Below are 18,498 nucleotides of genomic sequence, written 5' to 3'. Positions count from 1 at the left end.
CGGACTTACATAGGTGAAACAGTATGACCCCCAGGAACACGGCTCGCATCGGCGGCCTCGCTGTCCTCATGGCCTCCGTGGCGGCCCCGGCCTTCGCCGGCTCCTTCTATCTTCAGGAGCAGTCGGTGCGCGGCGCCGGTCGCGCCTTCTCGGGCGAAGCCGCCGATCGCGGCACCGGCTCGATGTGGTGGAACCCCGCCGCCATCGCCCGCAGCGGGCGCGAGCTGTCGTTCGGCATGCACGCCATCCGCATCGACTCCGAAGTGAAGAACGCCGGCTCCTACGTCACCTATCCGGGCGGCGTGAACGTGCCGGTGCGCGACCCGCGCAACACCGAGGTGGATCCGATCGAAAGCGGCCTGGTGCCCAACTTCGCCTTCGCCACCCCGATCGGCGACCGCTTCGCCGTCGGCGTCTCGGTGGCCGCGCCCTACAACTTCACCACCAAATACGAGCCGGGTTCGTTCGCCCGCTATGACGCCCTGACCTCGGAACTGCGCTCGGGCGACGCCAGCCTGACCGTGGCCTATCAGGTCAACGACTGGCTGGACCTCGGCGCCGGCCTGAACGCCCAGTACGTCAAGGCCAAGCTGACCTCGGCCATGCCGTCGGTCTCGCCCCTGCTGCCGGACGGCTCGTCCTCGCTGGAAGGCGACGGATGGGATTTCGGATGGAACGTCGGCGCCCAGGTGCACAAGGGCGCGTGGGACTTCGGCCTGTCCTATCGCTCGGCCATCGAGCATGAACTGGACGGCGACGTGAACATCGTCCTGACCGGCCCCTTGGCGCCCAACAGCGTCTCGACCGGCGGCATGGCCAGCTTCAACACCCCGTGGTTCGCCTCGGCCTCGGTGCGTTACGCCGTCAACGACAAGCTGACCCTGAACGCCCAGGTCAACCGCATCGGCTGGTCCGAGTTCGACGCCATCAACGTCGAATATCCGAACGGCGGCGACTCCATCCATCAGAACTACAAGGACGTGACCACCGGCGCCATCGGCCTGGATTACGCCTACAGCGACAAGACCACCCTGCGCGCCGGCGTCGGCTATGATCCGACCCCGACCCGCGACAGCCTGCGCACGGCCCGCATCCCCGACGCCGACCGTCTGCTGGTCTCGGTCGGCGCCTCGACCGAGGTGAACAAGGGCGTGACCTTCGACGCGGGTCTGACCTACATCGCCTTCAGCGACTCAGACATCTATGACGACCGCACCTTCTACGCCGGCACTCCGGCGGCGACGACGTCGCACCTGCGCGGCACGGCCGAGGGTTCGGCCCTGGTCGCCTCGCTGGGCGCGCGCTGGGCCTTCTGATCCCGGCCCCAGGCTGACATGGAAAGGGCGGCTCCCTTGCGGGAGCCGCCCTTTTTCTTTGGCTTCGGATCGGACGATCCTAGGCGCTGTAGCCCTTGCCGCCGTTCGACGGGCGACGACGGGGGCGGCGCTTCATCTCGCCGACCGGCTTGGGCTCGGCCGCCGGCTGGGCGCGCGGCGACGATTTGGGACGTTCACCCGCCATCGGATCATAGACGGCGGCCGGACGCTCGGCGTGGTGGGTGCGGTCGCGGCCGCCCTTGCGCTGGCGGTGCGGCTGACCGCCGCCCTCCGGCTTGACGCCGTCGCGACGCGGGTTGCGAGGACGATTGCGGCCTTCGCCGCCGCCGCGGCCTTCACGACCTTCGCGCTCGGGCAGGGTCGCCTTCTTGGCCACGCCTGCCGCCATGATCGAGGCGTCCAGCTGGGCCAGGGCCTTGTCGTTGCGGCGATCCACGGCCGGGATCTTCTGGCGCGTGACCTTCTCAATGTCCTTCAGCAGCTTCATCTCGTCGCCGGCGACGAAGCTGATGGCGGTGCCGTCCTTGCCCGCGCGGGCCGTACGGCCGATGCGGTGGACATAGGCTTCCGGCACATAGGGCAGTTCGAAGTTCACCACATGGGTGACCTTGTCGACGTCGATGCCGCGCGCGGCGATGTCGGTGGCGACCAGGACGCGCAGCTTGCCGTTCTTGAAGGCCTCAAGGGCGCGCTCACGTTGGGGTTGGCTCTTGTTGCCGTGGATGGCGCCGGCTTCGACGCCGCCGGCTTCCAGATAGGCCGCGACCTTGTCGGCGCCGTGCTTGGTCTTGGTGAAGACCAGGCAACGCGTATAGGCGGGGTCGCTGAACAGCTCGGTCAGCAGGGCGCGCTTGCGGCCCTGTTCGATATGGATGACCGACTGCTTGATGCGCTCGACCGTGGTCGACTGCGGCGTGACCTGGACCTTGACCGGATCCTTCAGCAGTTCGCCGGCCAGCTTGCCGATCTCCGACGGCATGGTGGCCGAGAAGAAGAGGTTTTGACGCTTGGCCGGGATGCGGCTGACGATCTGACGGATGGGCTTGATGAAGCCCAGGTCCAGCATCTGGTCGGCCTCGTCCAGGACGAAGATCTCACAGGTCGACAGGTCCAGGGTCTTTTGCTGGATGTGGTCCAGCAGGCGGCCGGGGGCGGCCACCAGAACGTCCAGGCCCTGCTGAAGGGCGCGTTCCTGGCCGCCGTACTTCACGCCGCCGAAGATGACGGCGACGCGGAAGCCCAGATGGGCGCCGTACTGCTTGAAGCTCTCGCCGATCTGGGTGGCCAGTTCGCGCGTCGGGCTCAGGATCAGAGCGCGCGTGGTGCGCGGGCGCGGCGGGATGCGGTTCTCGGCCAGGCGATGCAGGATCGGCAGGGCGAAGGCGGCCGTCTTGCCGGTGCCGGTCTGGGCTATGCCCAGCAGGTCCTTGCCGGCCATGACGTCGGGAATGGCCTTGGCCTGGATCGGCGTCGGCTTTTCATAGCCGGTCGCGGCCAGGGCCTGAAGGATGGCCTTGTTCAGGCCCATGGATTCAAAGGTGGTGTTGCTCACGGAGCGTCTTTCGCTTGCGGAAGTGCGCATCCCGCGTGCGTCGGGTCGAGAAGGCGAAGCCTTCTGACCGCACGCAACAAGGAAGACGCACCGCCAGTCCCGATAGAGCTTCGGAATGAAGCCGTCGGGGTGGATCGGGCGCCGCCCCGCGTGTCCGGACGACGTAATGACTCTGAGGTCTGGCCGGCTGCGTCTGCAATCAGGTCTTCGGGGAGGAAGGCCCACACGCGTTGCAGGAAACCGGATACCGCGATTGTGCGGTGCAGCGCAGATGGGCCTCAATAGCGGCCAAGTCAAGGCGGCGCGGGCGCGGCCTTGACTTTTTCAGGCTCAGGTATGGCCGTTCAGAGCAGCGTAGATCTGTTCATAGCGCCCGTCGATCTCGGCGCGGCGCAAGGGTTTGACCCGCTCAACCAGGATCTCGCCGCGCGGGGTTTCGCCACGCTCGATCAGGCCGATCACCTCGGCCGTATAGTCGGCCAAGGGCATGGAGGCGGGGTTTTCGGCGTGGCCGGGCATGAGGTCTGTGGCGACCGCCGGCGGGGCCAGTTCCAGCACCTCGACCGAGGCGCCAGCCAGTTGGGTGCGCAGGGACTGGGTCCAGGAATGGATAGCCGCCTTGGTGGCGTTGTAGGTCGGAGTGGCGGCCAAGGGGATGAAGGCGAGGCCGGAGGTGACCGTGATCACGGTCGAGGCCGGGCGGCGGCGCAGATGCGGCAGCAGGGCCATGGTCAGCCGGATCGGGCCCAGCAGGTTGGTGGCGATGGTGGTCTCAGCCGTCTCCAGCGAGAAGGGCTCGGCGGTCAGGTCCTCGGGCTGCATGATCCCGGCGTTGTTGACGACGACGTTGAGGTCGGGGTGGTCCCGCACGATCCGGTCGGCGAAGGCGCGGATGGCGGCGGCGTCTTCCATGTCCAGCGTCGCCCAGGCCATGCCGGGGTTGGCGGCGGCGACGGCCTTCAGCGGCGCCTCACGGCGGCCGGTGATGATGATGCGGTTTCCGCGCGCGTGCAGGCTTTCGGCCAGGGCGCGGCCGATGCCGCTGCCGCCGCCGGTGATCAGGATGGTGTTGCCGGTGATCTTCATTTCAGGCTCCTTCGGCGTGCGCATTCACGCCGGGGCTCAGCTATGGTCTATGCTCTCCGTTAGAAAGTAGGCACCGGAAACAGCCATACTTACCGGATGGGAAGATTTGGATATGACGCACTATCCGCTCGATCCGCGCGTTGAGGCCTTGGTCAACGAGGTGATCGGCCGTGTGGCGGACAAGTGGACCATGTTGATCCTGGAGGTGCTGGAGCAGCACGGGGAGCAGCGCTTCACCCGCCTGGGCGAACGGGTCGGCGGCATCAGTCAGAAGATGTTGACCCAGACCCTGAGGCAGATGGAGCGCGACGGCCTGGTGGTGCGGACCGTGCATCCGGTCATCCCGCCGCGCGTCGAATACCGGCTGACCGATCTTGGCGTGACCCTGGCCGAAGCCTTCTGCGGGGTCTGGACCTGGGCGGAGAAGAACCTGGATCGTATCGAGGCGGCGAGGCTGGCCTTTGATGAGCGCAAGGCGACGGGCTAGCCCAGCAGGCTCACGGCCATATTGACCGCCAGGGCCAGGATCACCGTGTTGAACAGGAAGGCGACCAGGCTGTGCAGGGTGGCGATCCGGCGCAGCTTCTGGCTGCTGATCTGGATGTCGGCGGTCTGGCTGGCGACGCCGATGATCAGGGCGAAGTGCAGAAAATCCCAGTAGTCGGCGTCGTCCTCGCCGGGGAAGATCAGTCCCTGGCGGTCGCCCTTTCCCGTGTCGGCGGGCGCGTAGAACTCATGCGCGTAATGCAGGGTGAAGATGACATGGACGAACAGCCAGGAGAGGGCGATGACGACGATCGAGAAAAAGGCCGCCGCCGACGGCTTGCCGCCGTCGGCCGCCTCCATGACGATGATGAAGACGCTGGCGGCCGCCGCCAGCAGGCTGAGGGGCAGGACCGCGCCGCCGGCCTGATCCAGTTCGGCGGCGCGCTTGCGAATGGCCTCGACCGAGCGGGCGCGCATCAGTCGCGCGAAGGTCAGGGGCAGAAAGGCGGCGGCGCCCGCGCCCCATCCCGCCGCGATCCGCGTCGGCCAGTCCCGGACGCCGGGCGTCAGGGCGATGACCGCGCCCAGCACCGCCAGCCCCAGCCACAGGGCGGCGTGCAGACGGAACAGGCGGACGGTCCAGGTCATGGACGGATGATTGCGCGGTTCTTCGGCCGGGGCCAGAGGCCTGAACGAATCCGCGCCGCACCCGTTGAAGCGGGCTGGAGGACCGGATCATGGCCGCGCGACCGACTTGGCAGGGGCATCTGAAGCTGTCGCTGGTGACCTGTCCGGTCGCCCTCTACACGGCGACCAGCAGCGCCGCCGACGTGCGCTTTCACCTGATCAACCCGGCGACCAACAACCGCATCCGCATGGTGACGACCGACCCCGACACCGGACCGGTCGAGCGGTCGGATCTGGTCAAGGGCTATGAGGTGTCGAAGGACGAGTACGTCCTGTTCGACGACGCCGACTTCGACAAGGTGAGGCTGGAAAGCACCAAGACCATTTCCATCGACCAGTTCGTCGACGAGAGCGACATCGACCGTCTGTATTGGGACGACCCCTTCTATGTGGTGCCGGAGAAGGGCGTCGGGGTTGAAGCCTTCGCCGTGATCCGCGAGGCGATGAAGACGGCGGGCAAGATCGCCCTGGGGCAACTGGTGCTGCGCGGCAAGGAGCGGCAACTGGCGCTGGAGGTCCACGGCAAGGGGCTGGTCGCCTACACCCTGCGCGCCCACGACGAGGTGCGCGACGCCGACGACTTCTTCGACGACATCCCGGAGGCGAAGGCCGACCCCGACATGGTCGAGATCGCCGCCCGGATCATCGGCCAGAAGGAGGCGGCGTTTGATCCGACCCGCTTCCATGATCGCTACGACGAAGCCCTGCGCGAGATGATCGCGGCCAAGCAGAAGGGCGGAAAGGGCGTGGTCTCGGCCCCCGAGCCGGACGACACCAATGTCATCGACCTGATGGCGGCGCTAAAAGCGAGTTTGAAGGGGGCGGCCTCCAAGGCGGCTCCGGCCAAGCCTGCCGCCAGGAAGGCCGCGCCGAAAAAGAAGATCGGCTGACTAGCGTTTCTTGCCCAGTTCGGCGGCGATGTCCTTGGTCATGCGGCCGACTTTGCGGTGGGCGGTGACGATCTGGTCGCGGGTCACGCCCCAGCGCTTCATCCAGTATTCGACGGCCTGACGTTCGGACAGGTCCAGTCGGTCCTTGTCGATAAAGCCGCGCTTGTCCTTGAGGCCCGCCATGAGGGTGTTCCTTGATCGCAAAGATCAAGCCTAGCACCAAAGCGGCGAAGCGGCCCCTCCTTCGGGTGAAGAAGAGGCCGGTCTTTTGAACTAGCAGCGGGCGGGAGCCGCCGTCGCCTCGCGGGCCTCGCGCCGGACCAGCAGCAGGACCAGGACCAGACCCGAGGCTGCCATCGCCGCCCCGGCCAGGGCCACGGCCGGGTAGCCGAGGTTGAGGCCGATGACCGCTCCGCCCTGGGCTGCGCCGATGGCGTTGCCCAGGTTGAAGGCGCCGATGTTCATGGCCGAGGCCAGGTTGGGCGCGTCGGCGGCGGCCGTCATGACCCGCATCTGCAGCGGCGGCACCAGGGCGAAGCTGGCCACGCCCCACAGGAAGATGACCACGGCGGCGGGCGCCTGCCACGGCATGATAACGGCGAACAGGACCAGCAGGGCGGCGAGCGCGCCGAGCGTGACGATCAGGGTGCGGTCCACCGAGCGGTCGGCGAAGCGGCCGCCCAGCCAGTTGCCCACGGTCAGGCCGACGCCATAGACGACCAGCATGGCGGTGACGAAGGCGCTGGAGGCCAGGGTCTGTTCCTTCAGGATCGGGGCGATGTAGGTGAAGACGGTGAACATGGCGCTGGAGCCGATCACGGTCAGGGCCAGGGCGGCCAGAACGGGGCCGCGTTTCAGCACCGCCAGTTCGGCCTTCATGGCGCCGCCGTCGGCCGAGGCCTCGACCCGGCCATGCGGCAGGGTCAGGCGCAGGGCGATCATGGCCAGGGCGCCGAGACCGGCGATGCCCCAGAAGGAGGCGCGCCAGCCCAGGGTCTCGCCGGCCCAGGCGGCCAGGGGCACGCCGGTGATGTTGGCGATGGTCAGACCCATGAACATGGCCGCCACCGCGCCCGCGCGCCGGTTCGGCGCCACCACGCTGGCTGCGACGATGGAGCCGACGCCGAAGAAGGCGCCGTGGTTGAACGAGGTCACGACCCGCGCCGCCATCAGGCTCCAGTATTCCGGGGCTATGGCCGACAGCAGGTTGCCCAAGGTGAAGATTCCCATCAGGCCGATCAGCAGGGTTCGGCGCGGCACGCGGCCGGTGGTCAGGGTCATCAGCGGCGCGCCGATCAGGACCCCGAAGGCGTAGGCGCTGACCAGCAGACCCGCCGCCGGAATGGAGACGCCCAGGTCGCCGGCGATGACGGGCAGCATGCCCATGGGCGCGAACTCGGTGACGCCGATGCCGAAGGCGCCGACCGCCAGCGCGAGAAGGGGAGGATTGAGTTTCATAAGAGGGGAGGCCTGTCCTGTTTCGAGCGGACAGGTGGCGCGAGCGAGGTGCAGGGAGTAGGGCTGGGTGAGGTCAAACATCTTTGCTCTGGAGGCACGAATGGCCGACATCGAGGTCAATCGCGCAGGCGAGCTGGCGGTATTCGAGGCGGCGGCGCGAGCGGGGAGCTTCTCCGGCGCGGCGCGCGCGTTGAAGCTGACGCCCTCGGCCGTCAGTCGCACGGTGGCGCGGACCGAGGCCCGGTTGGGTGTGCGGCTGGTGATCCGCACCACGCGCAGCCTGACCCTGACGGCGGAGGGCGAGGCCTATCTGCAGGCGGCGCGACGCATCCTGACCGATCTGGACGATGCCGAGCAGGCCATCGCCGACCAAGGCGCGCCGCGCGGGCGGCTGCGGGTCAGCGTGTCCCAGTCGCACGGGCGTCTGCACGTCGTGCCGCTGCTGGGCGATTTCACAGCCCTCTATCCGCACATCCTGGTCGATATCAACCTGACCGACGCGGTGGTGGACATCGCCGCCGGGCAGGCGGACGTGGGCGTCCGTTCGGGCCCCTTGGAAGACAGCGGCCTGACGGCGAAAAAGATCAGCCAGACACGGCGGGTCATCGTGGCCTCGCCCGCCTATCTGGTCCGTCGGGGAACGCCGGTCGTCCCCGAGGACCTGCACGCCCACAACTGCCTGAATTTCAACTTTCGTCGGGCAGAGCCGGTCTGGCCGTTCGTGCGCGACGGGCATGAATTCCGCCTGACGGTGCGGGGAAGCCTAGAGGCCAATAATGGTGAAACCCTGGGCCAGCTTGCGGCTGACGGGGTGGGGATCACCCGGGTCGGCGCCTTCAGCGTGGCGGATGACATCGCCGCCGGTCGGCTGATCCCCCTGCTGGAGGACTTCAATCCCGGCGATGTGGAGAACACCCACGCCGTCTTCATCGGCGGGCCCAACACCCCGGCGCGGGTGCGGGTCTTCGTCGACTTCCTGGCCGAGCGTCTGCAGACCTAGCCGAGCCTCCGCAGTGCGGGTTTCAGCGACGCCGCCGAGGCGCGGAACTCCGCCCACGGATCGGGCGCCTGCAACAGGTCGACGGCCGACGACAGGTTGAAGGCCTTCGGGTCGAGCCCCGGCTTCACCTGATTCCAGGACAGGGGGCAGGCGATCCCGGCCCCGGGCCGGGCGCGGGGCGACCAGGGGGCGACGGCGGTGGCGGCGCGGCCGTTGCGCAGATAGTCGAGGAAGATCTTCCCGCCCCGCGCCTTCTTGGCCAGGGTGGTGGTGAAGCGGTCGGGATGGTCGGCCTTCATCGCTTCGCACAGGGTCTTGGCGAAGGCCTTGGCGGCGTCCCAGTCGATGCTGCTGCGAGCGTCGGCCCTGATCGGGACCACGACGTGCAGGCCCCTGCCGCCGGTGGTCTTCACGAAGGGCGTCAGGCCCAGGGCCTCGAGGCGAGGTTTCAGCATGTTGGCGGCGACGACGACGGCGTCGAAGTCGAGGCCCTCGTCGGGATCAAGATCGAAGGTGATCTGATCCGGCGTCTCGGGATCGCCGGGCTTGCAGCCCCAGGGATGCAGTTCCAGCCCGCCTGACTGACCCACGGCGATCAGGCCGCTTAGGTCGGTGACGGCGAGGTAGGGTTTGCCTTCGCCGACGTCGATCGCCGTCAGGCCCGGATGTCGGCCCGCCAGGGCGTGGCGCTGGAAGAAGCGTTCGCCTTCGATGCCGTCTGGGGCGCGGATGATGGAGACTGGCCGGTCAAGCACATGGGGCAGAAGGCGCTCGGCCACGGCCTCGTAATAGGCGATCAGATCGGCCTTGCTGACGGCGGCGTGGTCGTCGGTCGCGGGCCACAGGATCTTGTCGGGGTGGGTGATGCTCACGCCTGCGACGGTCAGCTTACCGGCTTTGGCGGCGGGCGGTTGGGGCGGGGCGGTCACATCGGCGGGGGCCTTGTCTTCGCGCAGGCCCTTGAAGGCGGCCTGACGCAGGAGGCCATCCTTGGAATAGCCGGCGTGTTCGATCTCGGCGACGAGGACGGGGGTGACCCAGTGCAACTGATCCTCCGCCTCGGGCGGGGCGACGAAGGGCGAGCGCTCGGCGGCGGCGGCTTTCAGCGCGGGCAGAAGGGTCTTGGTCAAGGCGGCGGAATAGCCCGTGCCGACGCGGCCCAGGTAGCGCAGGCCGCCCTTCGCCTTCACCCCGACCAGCAGGGAGCGAAAGCGGCTTCCGTCCTCGGAGGACCAGCCGCCGATCACCACCTCGTCGCGACCCCGGCATTTGGATTTGATCCAGGTCGCCGAGCGGCCGGCGCGATAGGGGGCGTCCAGCTTCTTGGAGATGACGCCCTCCAGCCCAATGCGGCAGGCGCCTTCCAGAACGGCCTGACCTTTGGCGACGAAATGGTCGGCGTAGCGCAGACGCGCTCCATGAGATTTCGTCACGCGGTCGCACCAGGCCTGCAGCCGCGCCTTGCGGTGCGACAGCGGCAGTGGGCGCAGGTCTTCGGCCCCGTCGAACAGCAGGTCGAAGGCAAAGTAGACCAGACGGCCCGTGTCGCCCTCGGCGATGGCGGTTTGCAGCGCCGAGAAGTCCGGCATGGCGTCCTCATCCAGGGCGCACAGTTCGCCATCGACCACGGCGTCGGGCCAATGGGCGGCGTCGTCGGCCAGTTCGGGAAATCGGTCGGTCCAGTCCAGGCCCTTGCGAGTGCGCAGGGACGCTCGCCCGCCGCCGGTCGCGACCTGAATCCGATAGCCGTCGAACTTGATTTCATGCACCCAGCCGGGCGTCGAAAGCGGACGTTCGGCGACCTGGCACAGCTGGATCGGCACGAAGGCGCGGGGCTTGGCGAGGGGTTTGGGAGAGACGGCGGGCTTGGGCGCCGTCTTGCGGGCGGCGGGTTTGGACGATGTCCATTCGGTATGACCTTCGGCGATCTCGGCCAGGCTGCGCCCGCTGACGACCGAGGCGTCGATCTCGGCCAGGGCGTCGCCTTCGCCGTCGACGGCGTAGGCGTCCTTCTCCTTGAGCAACAGCCAGTTCGGGCGCTTGGAGGGTTTGCCGCGATCCGACTTCAGCCGGACCAGGGCCCAGCCGCCCTTCAGCCGCTCGCCGTCGAGGGTCAGCTTGATCACGCCCTTGGCGAAGGCCGCGTCCAGATCGGGGTCCTGGGGCGTCCATTCGCCGACGTCCCACAACTGCACCGTGCCCGCGCCATAGTTCCCGGCCGGGATAGTCCCCTCGAAGCCGCCGTAGTCGAGGGGATGGTCCTCGACCTCGACCGCCAGCCGCTTGATGGCGGGATCGCGGGACGGGGCCTTGGTCACGGCCCAGGACTTGAGCACCCCGTCGTGCTCGATGCGGAAGTCGTAGTGCAGGTGCGAGGCGGCATGGCGCTGGATCAGATAGCGCAGGCCGGTCTGGCGGGCTTTCGCCTTGCGGCCCTTCGGCTCCGGCGTGACGCCGAAGTTCCGTTTGGCCTGATAGGTGTCGAGCTCGCCGCGCGCGGTCATCCGGTGGGAACGCAGAGGGGCGGCGAAGGCTTCATCGACCCACGCCGCCCGCTCGTCAGTGCATGGCCTCGCCGTGCTGGCTGTAGTCGAGGCCCTCGATCTCGGCCTCCTTCTCGACGCGCAGGCCGACGGTGTATTTGCAGATCATCAACACGACGAAGGTGCCGACGGCGCTCCAGACCATGGCGCCGCCCAGGCCGATGGCCTGTTTCCAGACCGTGGCGCCTTCGGCGAGGGGGTTGATCGCGGCGTTGGCGAAGACCCCGGTCAGCAGGGCGCCCGCGATCCCCGCGACGCCGTGCACGCCGAAGGCGTCGAGGCTGTCATCGTACTTGAGTTTGTGCTTCAGCCAGACCGCGCCGATATAGGCGACCGGACCCGAGATCAGACCGATCAGGAAGGCCCCCTTGGGGTCGACGAAGCCGGCGGCGGGGGTGATGGCGACGAGGCCGGCGACCACGCCGGTCAGGAGGCCCAGAAGGGTCGGCTTCTTCTTCAGCGTCCACTCGACCGCGATCCAGCCGACGGCGGCGGCGGCGGGGGCCAGCAGGGTGTTGAAGACGGCGACGGCGGCGATCTCATTGGCGCCGGCCGCCGAGCCGCCGTTGAAGCCCATCCAGCCGACGAACAGCAGGCCGGTGCCGATGGCGGTGAAGGCCAGGTTGTGCGGGGCCATGTTGTCGCGACCCCAGCCGTGGCGCGGGCCGAGCACGATGGCGCAGACCAGACCGGCCACGCCCGCATTGACGTGGACCACGGCCCCGCCCGCGAAGTCGAGCACGCCCAGTTCGCCCATCCAGCCGCCGCCCCAGACCTGATGGCAGATCGGCGCATAGACGATCAGGTGCCACAGGGTGAAGAAGAGGACGCTGGCCGAGAACTTGATCCGCTCGGCGAAGGCGCCCGCGATCAGGGCCGGAGTAATGATGGCGAAGGTCAGCTGATAGCTGACCCACAGGAACTCGGGCAGGCCGGGGGTCAGGGCGTGGGCGGTCTTCACCCCCACGCCGTTGAGGAAGAGGGCCTGAAGACTGCCGATGAAGTCGTTGGCGGGGCCGTCGACGGTGCCGAAGGACAGGGTGTAGCCGGCGACGAACCACAGGACGGTGACGATGGCCATGGCCGCCGTGGAATGGGCGATGGTGGCGATCAGGTTCTTCTTGCGCACCATGCCGCCGTAGAAGAGGGCCAGACCCGGCAGGGTCATCATCAGCACCAGGGCCGTCGAGGTCAGGATCCAGGCCGTGCCGGGACCGTCCAGCGCCAGCGCGACCTGATGCGCGAGCAGGTTCGGCGGCGCGGCGAAGGCGGGCGCCGCGAACGCAAAGGCGAAAAGGCCGCAACAGAATGCTGCGGCCTTGGTGATCGTCGGTGGTGTCATGAAGGTCTCGGGGAGAAGACGCGGGCGAAAAGGGGAGGGCGACGTCAGGCCGGTTGGGCCAGCCTGACGTCGGTCTCAGCGGCCTCGGCGGCGAGGACGGTCTTGGGCGCGATGCGGACGAAGCGCGGTGCGAACTGGGACCAGTCGGCCAGGATGCGTCGGGCCAGGGGCGAGGCGGTGGCGGCGGCGTGGGCCTCGATCAGGGCCTTCAACCGGGCCTCGGCGTCGGCGTCGATGCGGCCGATGCCGGCCAGATCGCCGTTCAGGGCCTGAGCCGCGCGGCCGTCGGCGTCGAGCACGAACAGCTCGCCGCCGCTCATGCCCGCGGCCAGGTTCCAGCCGACCGATCCCAGAACAACGACGCGGCCGCCGGTCATGTATTCGCAGCCGTGCGCGCCTAGACCCTCGACCACGGCCTCGGCGCCGGAGTTGCGGACGGCGAAGCGTTCACCCGCCGCGCCCGCCACGAACAGACGGCCCGAGGTGGCGCCATAGAGGGTGGTGTTGCCGCAGACCTGCTGATCGGCGCGCCACTCATGGGGACGGACATGGATGTCGGCGCCGGACAGGCCCTTGCCGACGTAGTCGTTGACCTCGCCGGTGACGTCGAGGATCAGGCCCTTGGCCCCGAAGGCGCCGAAGCTCTGACCGGCGATGCCTTCCAGCTTCAGCTTCAGACGGCCTTGCGGACCCTGAGGGCCGAACTTGCGGACGATGGCCGAGGAGACGCCGGCGCCGGCGGTGCGCTGGGTGTTGTTCAGCGGATAGGACAGCTCCAGCGTCTGGCCGCGCTCGAGGAAGGGAGCGGCGTCCTTCAGCACCTGAGCGTCCAGGCTCTCGGGGACGGGCTTGCGCACCTTGTCGGCCCAGCGGCCGGGCCGGTCGACGTCGACCTTCATCAGCAGGGGGTTGAGGTCCAGGTCGTCCAGATGCGAGCCGCCGCGCCGGGTCTGACGCAGCAGGTCGGTGCGGCCCACAATCTCGTCGATGGTGCGGGCGCCGATCGAGGCCAGGATTTCGCGCACCTCTTCGGCGATGAAGGTGAAGAGGTTGACCACCTTTTCCGGCGTGCCGGTGAACTTGGCGCGCAGGCGCTCGTCTTGCGAACAGACGCCGACCGGGCAGGTGTTGGAGTGGCACTGACGCACCATCAGACAGCCCATGGCGATCAGGCCCGAGGTGCCGATGCCGTATTCCTCGGCGCCCAGCAGGGCGGCCAGGACCACGTCGCGGCCGGTGCGGATGCCGCCGTCGGAGCGCAAGGACACCGAGGACCGCAGGTGGTTCAGGCTGAGGACCTGGTGCGCCTCGGCCAGACCGATCTCCCACGGCATGCCTGCATGCTTGACGGAGGTCTGGGGCGAGGCGCCCGTGCCGCCGTTGTGGCCGGCGATCAGGATGGCGTCGGCCTTGGCCTTGGCGACCCCGGAGGCAATGGCGCCGATGCCTGTGGCCGAGACCAGCTTGACCGTGACCTTGGCGTCGGGATTGATCGCCTTCAGGTCGTAGATCAGCTGGGCCAGGTCCTCGATCGAATAGATGTCGTGGTGCGGCGGTGGGCTGATCAGGGTCGTGCCCGGAACGGCGTGGCGCATCCGGCCGATGAATTCAGTGACCTTGAAGCCGGGCAGCTGGCCGCCCTCGCCGGGCTTGGCGCCCTGGGCCACCTTGATCTCGATCTCGCGGCACTGGTTCAGGTATTCGGCGGTGACGCCGAAGCGGCCCGAGGCCACCTGCTTGACCGCCGAGTTGGCGTTGTCGCCGTTCGGGCGCGGCACGTAACGCGCCGGGTCTTCGCCGCCCTCGCCGGACACGGCGCGCGCGCCCATCCGGTTCATGGCGATATTCAGGGTCTCATGCGCCTCGGGCGACAGGGCGCCGAGCGACATGGCCTGAGACAGGAAGCGGCGGCGGATGTCCGAGACGCTCTCGACCTCATGCAGTTGCACCGGGGTCAGGCCGTCCTTGAAGTCCAGCAGGTCGCGCAGGGCCAGATCCGGCTGCTCGCGAACGGCGGCGGAGTACTGCTTGAAGCGCTTGTAGTCGCCGCGATTCACCGCGTCCTGCAAGAGGTGGATGGTCCTGGCGTCATGGGCGTGGGCCTCTCCGCCCGCACGGATGCGGAAGAAGCCGCCCATCGACGGAGAGGGGACTGCCGCGCCGAAGGCCAGGGCATGGCGCTTGAGCGCCGCCTGCTCCAGACCGGCCAGGCCGATGCCGGAGATGCGCGACGGGGCGCCGGGGAAGAACTCGGCGGCCAGGGCCCGCGACAGGCCCAGAACCTCGAACTCGCAGCCGCCGCGATAGGCGGAGATGATGCTGATGCCCTTGCGCGCCAGCACCTTCAGCAGGCCCGCCTCGATGCCGTGCTTGTAGTTGAGGCAGGCGTCGTGGAGCGTCAGGCCGGGATAGGCCCCGCGATCCAGACGCTCCTGGAACAGTTCCTGCGCCAGCCACGGGTTGACGGCGGTGGCGCCGACCCCGACCAGAACGGCGAAGGCGTGCGGGTCCAGAGTCTCGGCGGAGCGCACGACCAGCGAGCAATAGGTGCGCAGGCCGGCTTCGATCAGGCGGCCGTGGGTTCCGGCGACAGCCAGGATCATGGGCGCGGCCAGGCGCTCGGCCGAGGCGTGCTCGTCGGTCAGGACGATCAGGGTGGCGCCCTCGCGCGCGGCGGCCTCAGCTTCGTCTCGGATGCGGTCCAGCGCCTGACGCAGGCCGGCGCCGGGGCGATCGCCTTCAGCGGGGACCGGATAGGTGCAGTCGATCACCGTGGTCGAGCCGTCTGCGACGACGCCCAGCAGGCGCTGATACATGCCGGTGGTCAGGACCGGGCTGTCCAGCACGAAGACCTCGGTCTGGGCCTCGTCCTGGGCCAGGATGTTGCCCAGGTTCTTGAAGCGGGTCTTCAGGCTCATGGCCCCGGCTTCGCGCAGGGGATCGATGGGCGGGTTGGTGACCTGGGAGAAGTTCTGGCGGAAGTAGTGGGCCAGGGGGCGAGGCAGGCTGGACAGGACGGCCGGCGGGGCGTCGTCGCCCATGGAGCCGACCGCCTCCTTGCCGTCGCGGACCAGGGCGTCCAGCAGCAGGTCCAGATCCTCGCGGCTGAAGCCGGCGGCGATCTGGCGACGGATCAGGGCCTCGCCGACGGCGGCGCGCGGCTCGGGGCCGGGGCCGATGATGGGCTCCAGATCGACCATGTTCTCCAGCCAGTCCGAATAGGGCTGGGCGGCGGCCAGGGCGTCGACGGCCTCATGCTCGTCATAGATGCGGCCATGCTTCAGATCGACGGCGATCAACTTGCCGGGGCCGATGTGCAGACGGCGCTTGATGCGGCCCTCGGGCAGGGGGACCAGGCCGGCTTCGGAGCCCGCCAGCAGCAGGCCGTCCACGGTCTCGACGGCGCGCAGGGGGCGCAGGCCGTTGCGGTCCTTGCCCGCCACGACCCAGCGGCCATCGACGGCGCACAGGGCGGCGGGACCGTCCCACGGCTCCATCACCGCGTTGCAATAGGCGTAGAGGGCGCGGTGTTCGGGCTTCATCACCACGTCGTCCGAGGACCAGGCCTCGGGCACCAGCAGGGCCTTGGCCAGGGGGGCGGGACGCCCGGCGCGGACCAGAACCTCGAAGACATTGTCCAGAGCCGCCGAGTCCGAGCCGCCCGGCTGGACCACCGGCTTGACCTCCTGATCGCGGTCGCCAAAGGCCGAGGCCGCCATGCGGATCTCGTGGGCGCGCATCCAGTTCAGGTTGCCCTGAAGCGTATTGATCTCGCCGTTGTGGGCCAGCATGCGGAAGGGCTGGGCCAGCTTCCATTCGGGGAAGGTGTTGGTCGAGTAGCGCTGGTGGAAGACGGCGTAGCCGGCCTCGACCGTGGGGTCGTTCAGGTCGTGATACAGCTGGCCCAGCAGCTCGGCGCGGACCATGCCCTTGTAGACGATGGAGCGGGCCGACAGCGAACACAGGTAGAAGCCGTTCAGGCCCGACGCCTGCACCGCCTTTTCGATGCGGCGGCGACACAGGAAGAGCTCGCGCTCCAGCTCCTCGATCTCCATGCCTTCGGGGGCGGCCAGCATGATCTGTTCGATCTCGGGCCGGGTGGCGTCGGCGCGCACGCCGACGACCGACAAATCCAGCGGCGTCTGGCGCCAGCCGTAGATGTAGAAGCCCGAGCGGATGGCCTCGGCCTCGACGATGGCGCGGGCGTGGTCCTGGGCGCCCAGGTCGGTGCGGGGCAGGAAGACCTGACCCACGGCGATGGGGCCGGGGCGCAGGGTCTGGCCGACGGCGCGCACCTGGGCGGCGAAGAAGGCCTGGGGCAGCTCGATCATGACGCCGGCGCCGTCGCCGGACAGGCCGTCGGCGTCGACCGCCCCACGGTGGGCCACGGCCTTCAGCGACTTGATCGCCATCTCGACGATTTCGCGGCGCGGCTTGCCGTCGATGGCGCAGACCAGACCCACGCCGCAGGCGTCGCGTTCCGATGCCGGATCATAGGCCCCCCCTTCGATCAGGCGGGCGCGGTTCTCTTCGTACTGGGCCAGCCAGTTCTGTTGCGATGCGTCGGTCATGCCGCGGCTTCCTCGGTACGCGCGCGCAGGTAGCGGTCGATTTCGGCTGCGGCGTCCTGGCCGTCGCGCACGGCCCAGACGACGAGAGAGGCGCCGCGCACGGCGTCCCCGGCGGCGAACACGCCGGGCAGGGTGGTGGCGAAACCGCCACGCGCCACCTGCAGGGTGTTCCATTTGGTCAGGCCGAGGCCGGCGTCGAGTTGTTCGGCGAAGGCCTCGGGCTCAAAGCCGAGGGCCTCGATCACCAGGTCGGCGGGCAGGTCGAAGTCCGAGCCGGCCACAGAGGCGATGTCGCGACGCTGGCCGGGGGCGGCTTCCGTCAGGGCCATGCGCTGGGCGCGGACGGCGGTGACGGCCTCGCCTTTCGACATCAGGGCCTTGGGCGCGCCCAGCCATTCGAAACGGACGCCTTCCTCCTCGGCGTTCTGCACCTCGCGGGCCGAGCCGGGCATGTTCTCGCGGTCGCGGCGATAGAGGCAGACGACGCTGTTGGCGCCCTGGCGGATAGCCGTGCGGACGCAGTCCATGGCCGTGTCGCCGCCGCCGACGACGACCACGTCGCGACCCGCCGCATGAGGCGCGGACGCATCAGCAGCGTCGCCGCAGTCGACGCGGTTCTGGGCGATCAGGAAGTCGAGGGCGGCGACGGTGTCATTCGGACCGCGACCGGGCACGGCGAGGGTGCGGGCCTGATAGACGCCCATGGCCAGCAGGACGGCGTCATGGCGCGACCGCAGCTCGTCCATCGACACGTCGACGCCGACGTTGGTGCTCAGCACGAACTGGACCCCGCCCTCGACCAGGCGGTCGATGCGGCGCTGGACGATGCGCTTCTCCAGCTTGAAGCCGGGGATGCCGTAGGTCAGCAGGCCGCCGGCGCGGTCGTGACGGTCATAGACCGTGACGGCGTAGCCTTCGCTGCGCAGGCGGTCGGCGGCGGCCAGACCGGCGGGACCTGAGCCGACGATGGCGACGCTCTGGCCGCGGTCGGCCAGGGGGCGGATGGGCTCGACCCAGCCGTTGTCGAAGGCCGTGTCGGCGATCCAGGCCTCGACCGAGCCGATGGTGACGCCGTCCCAGCCGGATTGTTGCAGGGTGCAGGCGCCCTCGCACAGGCGGTCCTGAGGACAGATGCGGCCGCAGATTTCCGGCATGGTCGAGGTTGCCGAGGCGACGCGCCAGGCCTCGCGCAGGTCGCCGTCGGCCGACAGGGCCAGCCAGTCGGGGATGTTGTTCTGCAGCGGGCAGGCGTTCTGGCAGAAGGGCACGCCGCAGTCGGTGCAGCGCGACGCCTGGACCGTCCCGCTGTCGGCGGTCGGTTTGAGCGTGATCTCCGTAAAGGCGCGTACGCGCAGATCAGCGGGCTGTTTCTCCAGCCGACGCTGCTCGATCAGAAAACCACCGGGGTTGGAACGTCCACCTTTTTGCATCTGCTCATTAAGCGAATCCTGCGGCGAGAGCGCAAATATTTTCCGAAGTGAAGCTAAAATTTTATATGCATAGGCATTAATGGGCTTTCAAATCTAAATTTGCGGAATTTATCACC

At 68.6% G+C, this 18,498-nt stretch carries 13 protein-coding genes; 4 read left to right on the top strand and 9 right to left on the bottom strand.

The window, feature by feature from the left end:
* The first annotated feature begins 23 nt into the window (after window positions 1-23).
* Window positions 24-1,316 carry an OmpP1/FadL family transporter gene (locus ACFYLW_RS13635; RefSeq protein ID WP_292084696.1) on the top strand — a complete coding sequence of 431 codons (1,293 nt, stop codon included), beginning with the start codon at window positions 24-26 and terminating at the stop codon, window positions 1,314-1,316.
* Between the two features lie 79 nt (window positions 1,317-1,395).
* On the opposite strand, the gene ACFYLW_RS13630 is transcribed toward ACFYLW_RS13635, so the two are convergent.
* On the bottom strand, window positions 1,396-2,865 hold the full coding sequence (locus tag ACFYLW_RS13630) for a DEAD/DEAH box helicase (protein ID WP_312064080.1): 1,470 nt from the start codon (window positions 2,863-2,865) through the stop codon (window positions 1,396-1,398).
* A gap of 354 nt (window positions 2,866-3,219) precedes the next feature.
* Complete coding sequence (locus ACFYLW_RS13625) at window positions 3,220-3,975, bottom strand: SDR family NAD(P)-dependent oxidoreductase (protein ID WP_312064049.1); 756 nt, start codon at window positions 3,973-3,975, stop codon at window positions 3,220-3,222.
* Between the two features lie 112 nt (window positions 3,976-4,087).
* Here ACFYLW_RS13625 and ACFYLW_RS13620 point away from each other — a divergent pair, with 112 nt between their 5' ends.
* Window positions 4,088-4,462 carry a helix-turn-helix domain-containing protein gene (locus ACFYLW_RS13620; RefSeq protein ID WP_312064047.1) on the top strand — a complete coding sequence of 125 codons (375 nt, stop codon included), beginning with the start codon at window positions 4,088-4,090 and terminating at the stop codon, window positions 4,460-4,462.
* Here the strand turns inward: ACFYLW_RS13620 and ACFYLW_RS13615 are convergent.
* Window positions 4,459-5,109, bottom strand: a complete 651-nt coding sequence (locus ACFYLW_RS13615) for a DUF1345 domain-containing protein (protein WP_312064046.1) — start codon at window positions 5,107-5,109, stop codon at window positions 4,459-4,461. The genes ACFYLW_RS13620 and ACFYLW_RS13615 overlap by 4 nt on opposite strands.
* 89 nt (window positions 5,110-5,198) lie before the next feature.
* Here ACFYLW_RS13615 and ACFYLW_RS13610 point away from each other — a divergent pair, with 89 nt between their 5' ends.
* The gene (locus ACFYLW_RS13610) at window positions 5,199-6,038 is read left to right on the top strand and encodes a Ku protein (protein ID WP_312064044.1); all 840 of its coding nucleotides are present in this window, start codon (window positions 5,199-5,201) and stop codon (window positions 6,036-6,038) included.
* Here the strand turns inward: ACFYLW_RS13610 and ACFYLW_RS13605 are convergent, their stop codons facing one another.
* A complete protein-coding gene (locus ACFYLW_RS13605; RefSeq protein ID WP_292084701.1) occupies window positions 6,039-6,221 on the bottom strand; it encodes a DUF3606 domain-containing protein in 183 nt (60 codons plus the stop codon).
* A 90-nt stretch (window positions 6,222-6,311) separates the two neighbouring features.
* Window positions 6,312-7,496 carry an MFS transporter gene (locus tag ACFYLW_RS13600; protein WP_312064040.1) on the bottom strand — a complete coding sequence of 395 codons (1,185 nt, stop codon included), beginning with the start codon at window positions 7,494-7,496 and terminating at the stop codon, window positions 6,312-6,314.
* Between the two features lie 100 nt (window positions 7,497-7,596).
* Here ACFYLW_RS13600 and ACFYLW_RS13595 point away from each other — a divergent pair, with 100 nt between their 5' ends.
* A complete protein-coding gene (locus tag ACFYLW_RS13595) occupies window positions 7,597-8,496 on the top strand; it encodes a LysR substrate-binding domain-containing protein (RefSeq protein ID WP_313471828.1) in 900 nt (299 codons plus the stop codon).
* On the opposite strand, the gene ligD is transcribed toward ACFYLW_RS13595, so the two are convergent.
* The 4 genes from ligD to ACFYLW_RS13575 are packed head-to-tail and all read right to left on the bottom strand — an operon-like array spanning window position 8,493 to window position 18,382.
* The gene (gene ligD, locus ACFYLW_RS13590; protein WP_312064036.1) at window positions 8,493-11,000 is read right to left on the bottom strand and encodes a DNA ligase D; all 2,508 of its coding nucleotides are present in this window, start codon (window positions 10,998-11,000) and stop codon (window positions 8,493-8,495) included. The two genes, ACFYLW_RS13595 and ligD, sit on opposite strands and share 4 nt — an antisense overlap.
* 55 nt (window positions 11,001-11,055) lie before the next feature.
* Window positions 11,056-12,381: an ammonium transporter gene (locus tag ACFYLW_RS13585; protein ID WP_312064034.1), complete on the bottom strand. Its 1,326-nt coding sequence runs from the start codon at window positions 12,379-12,381 to the stop codon at window positions 11,056-11,058.
* Window positions 12,382-12,425: 44 nt separating this feature from the next.
* Window positions 12,426-16,952 (bottom strand): glutamate synthase large subunit, encoded by a 4,527-nt coding sequence (gene gltB, locus ACFYLW_RS13580; protein ID WP_312064032.1) that lies wholly within the window; start codon window positions 16,950-16,952, stop codon window positions 12,426-12,428.
* On the bottom strand, window positions 16,949-18,382 hold the full coding sequence (locus tag ACFYLW_RS13575; RefSeq protein WP_312064030.1) for an NAD(P)-dependent oxidoreductase: 1,434 nt from the start codon (window positions 18,380-18,382) through the stop codon (window positions 16,949-16,951). The genes gltB and ACFYLW_RS13575 overlap by 4 nt, the downstream gene beginning before the upstream one ends.
* Between the last annotated feature and the right edge of the window lie 116 nt (window positions 18,383-18,498).

This window comes from Brevundimonas sp. NPDC007368 (assembly GCF_042869015.1).
Taxonomy (GTDB): Bacteria; Pseudomonadota; Alphaproteobacteria; order Caulobacterales; family Caulobacteraceae; genus Brevundimonas.
Note: the sequence above shows the minus strand (reverse complement) of the source record. Positions and strands in the feature narration are given on the sequence as shown.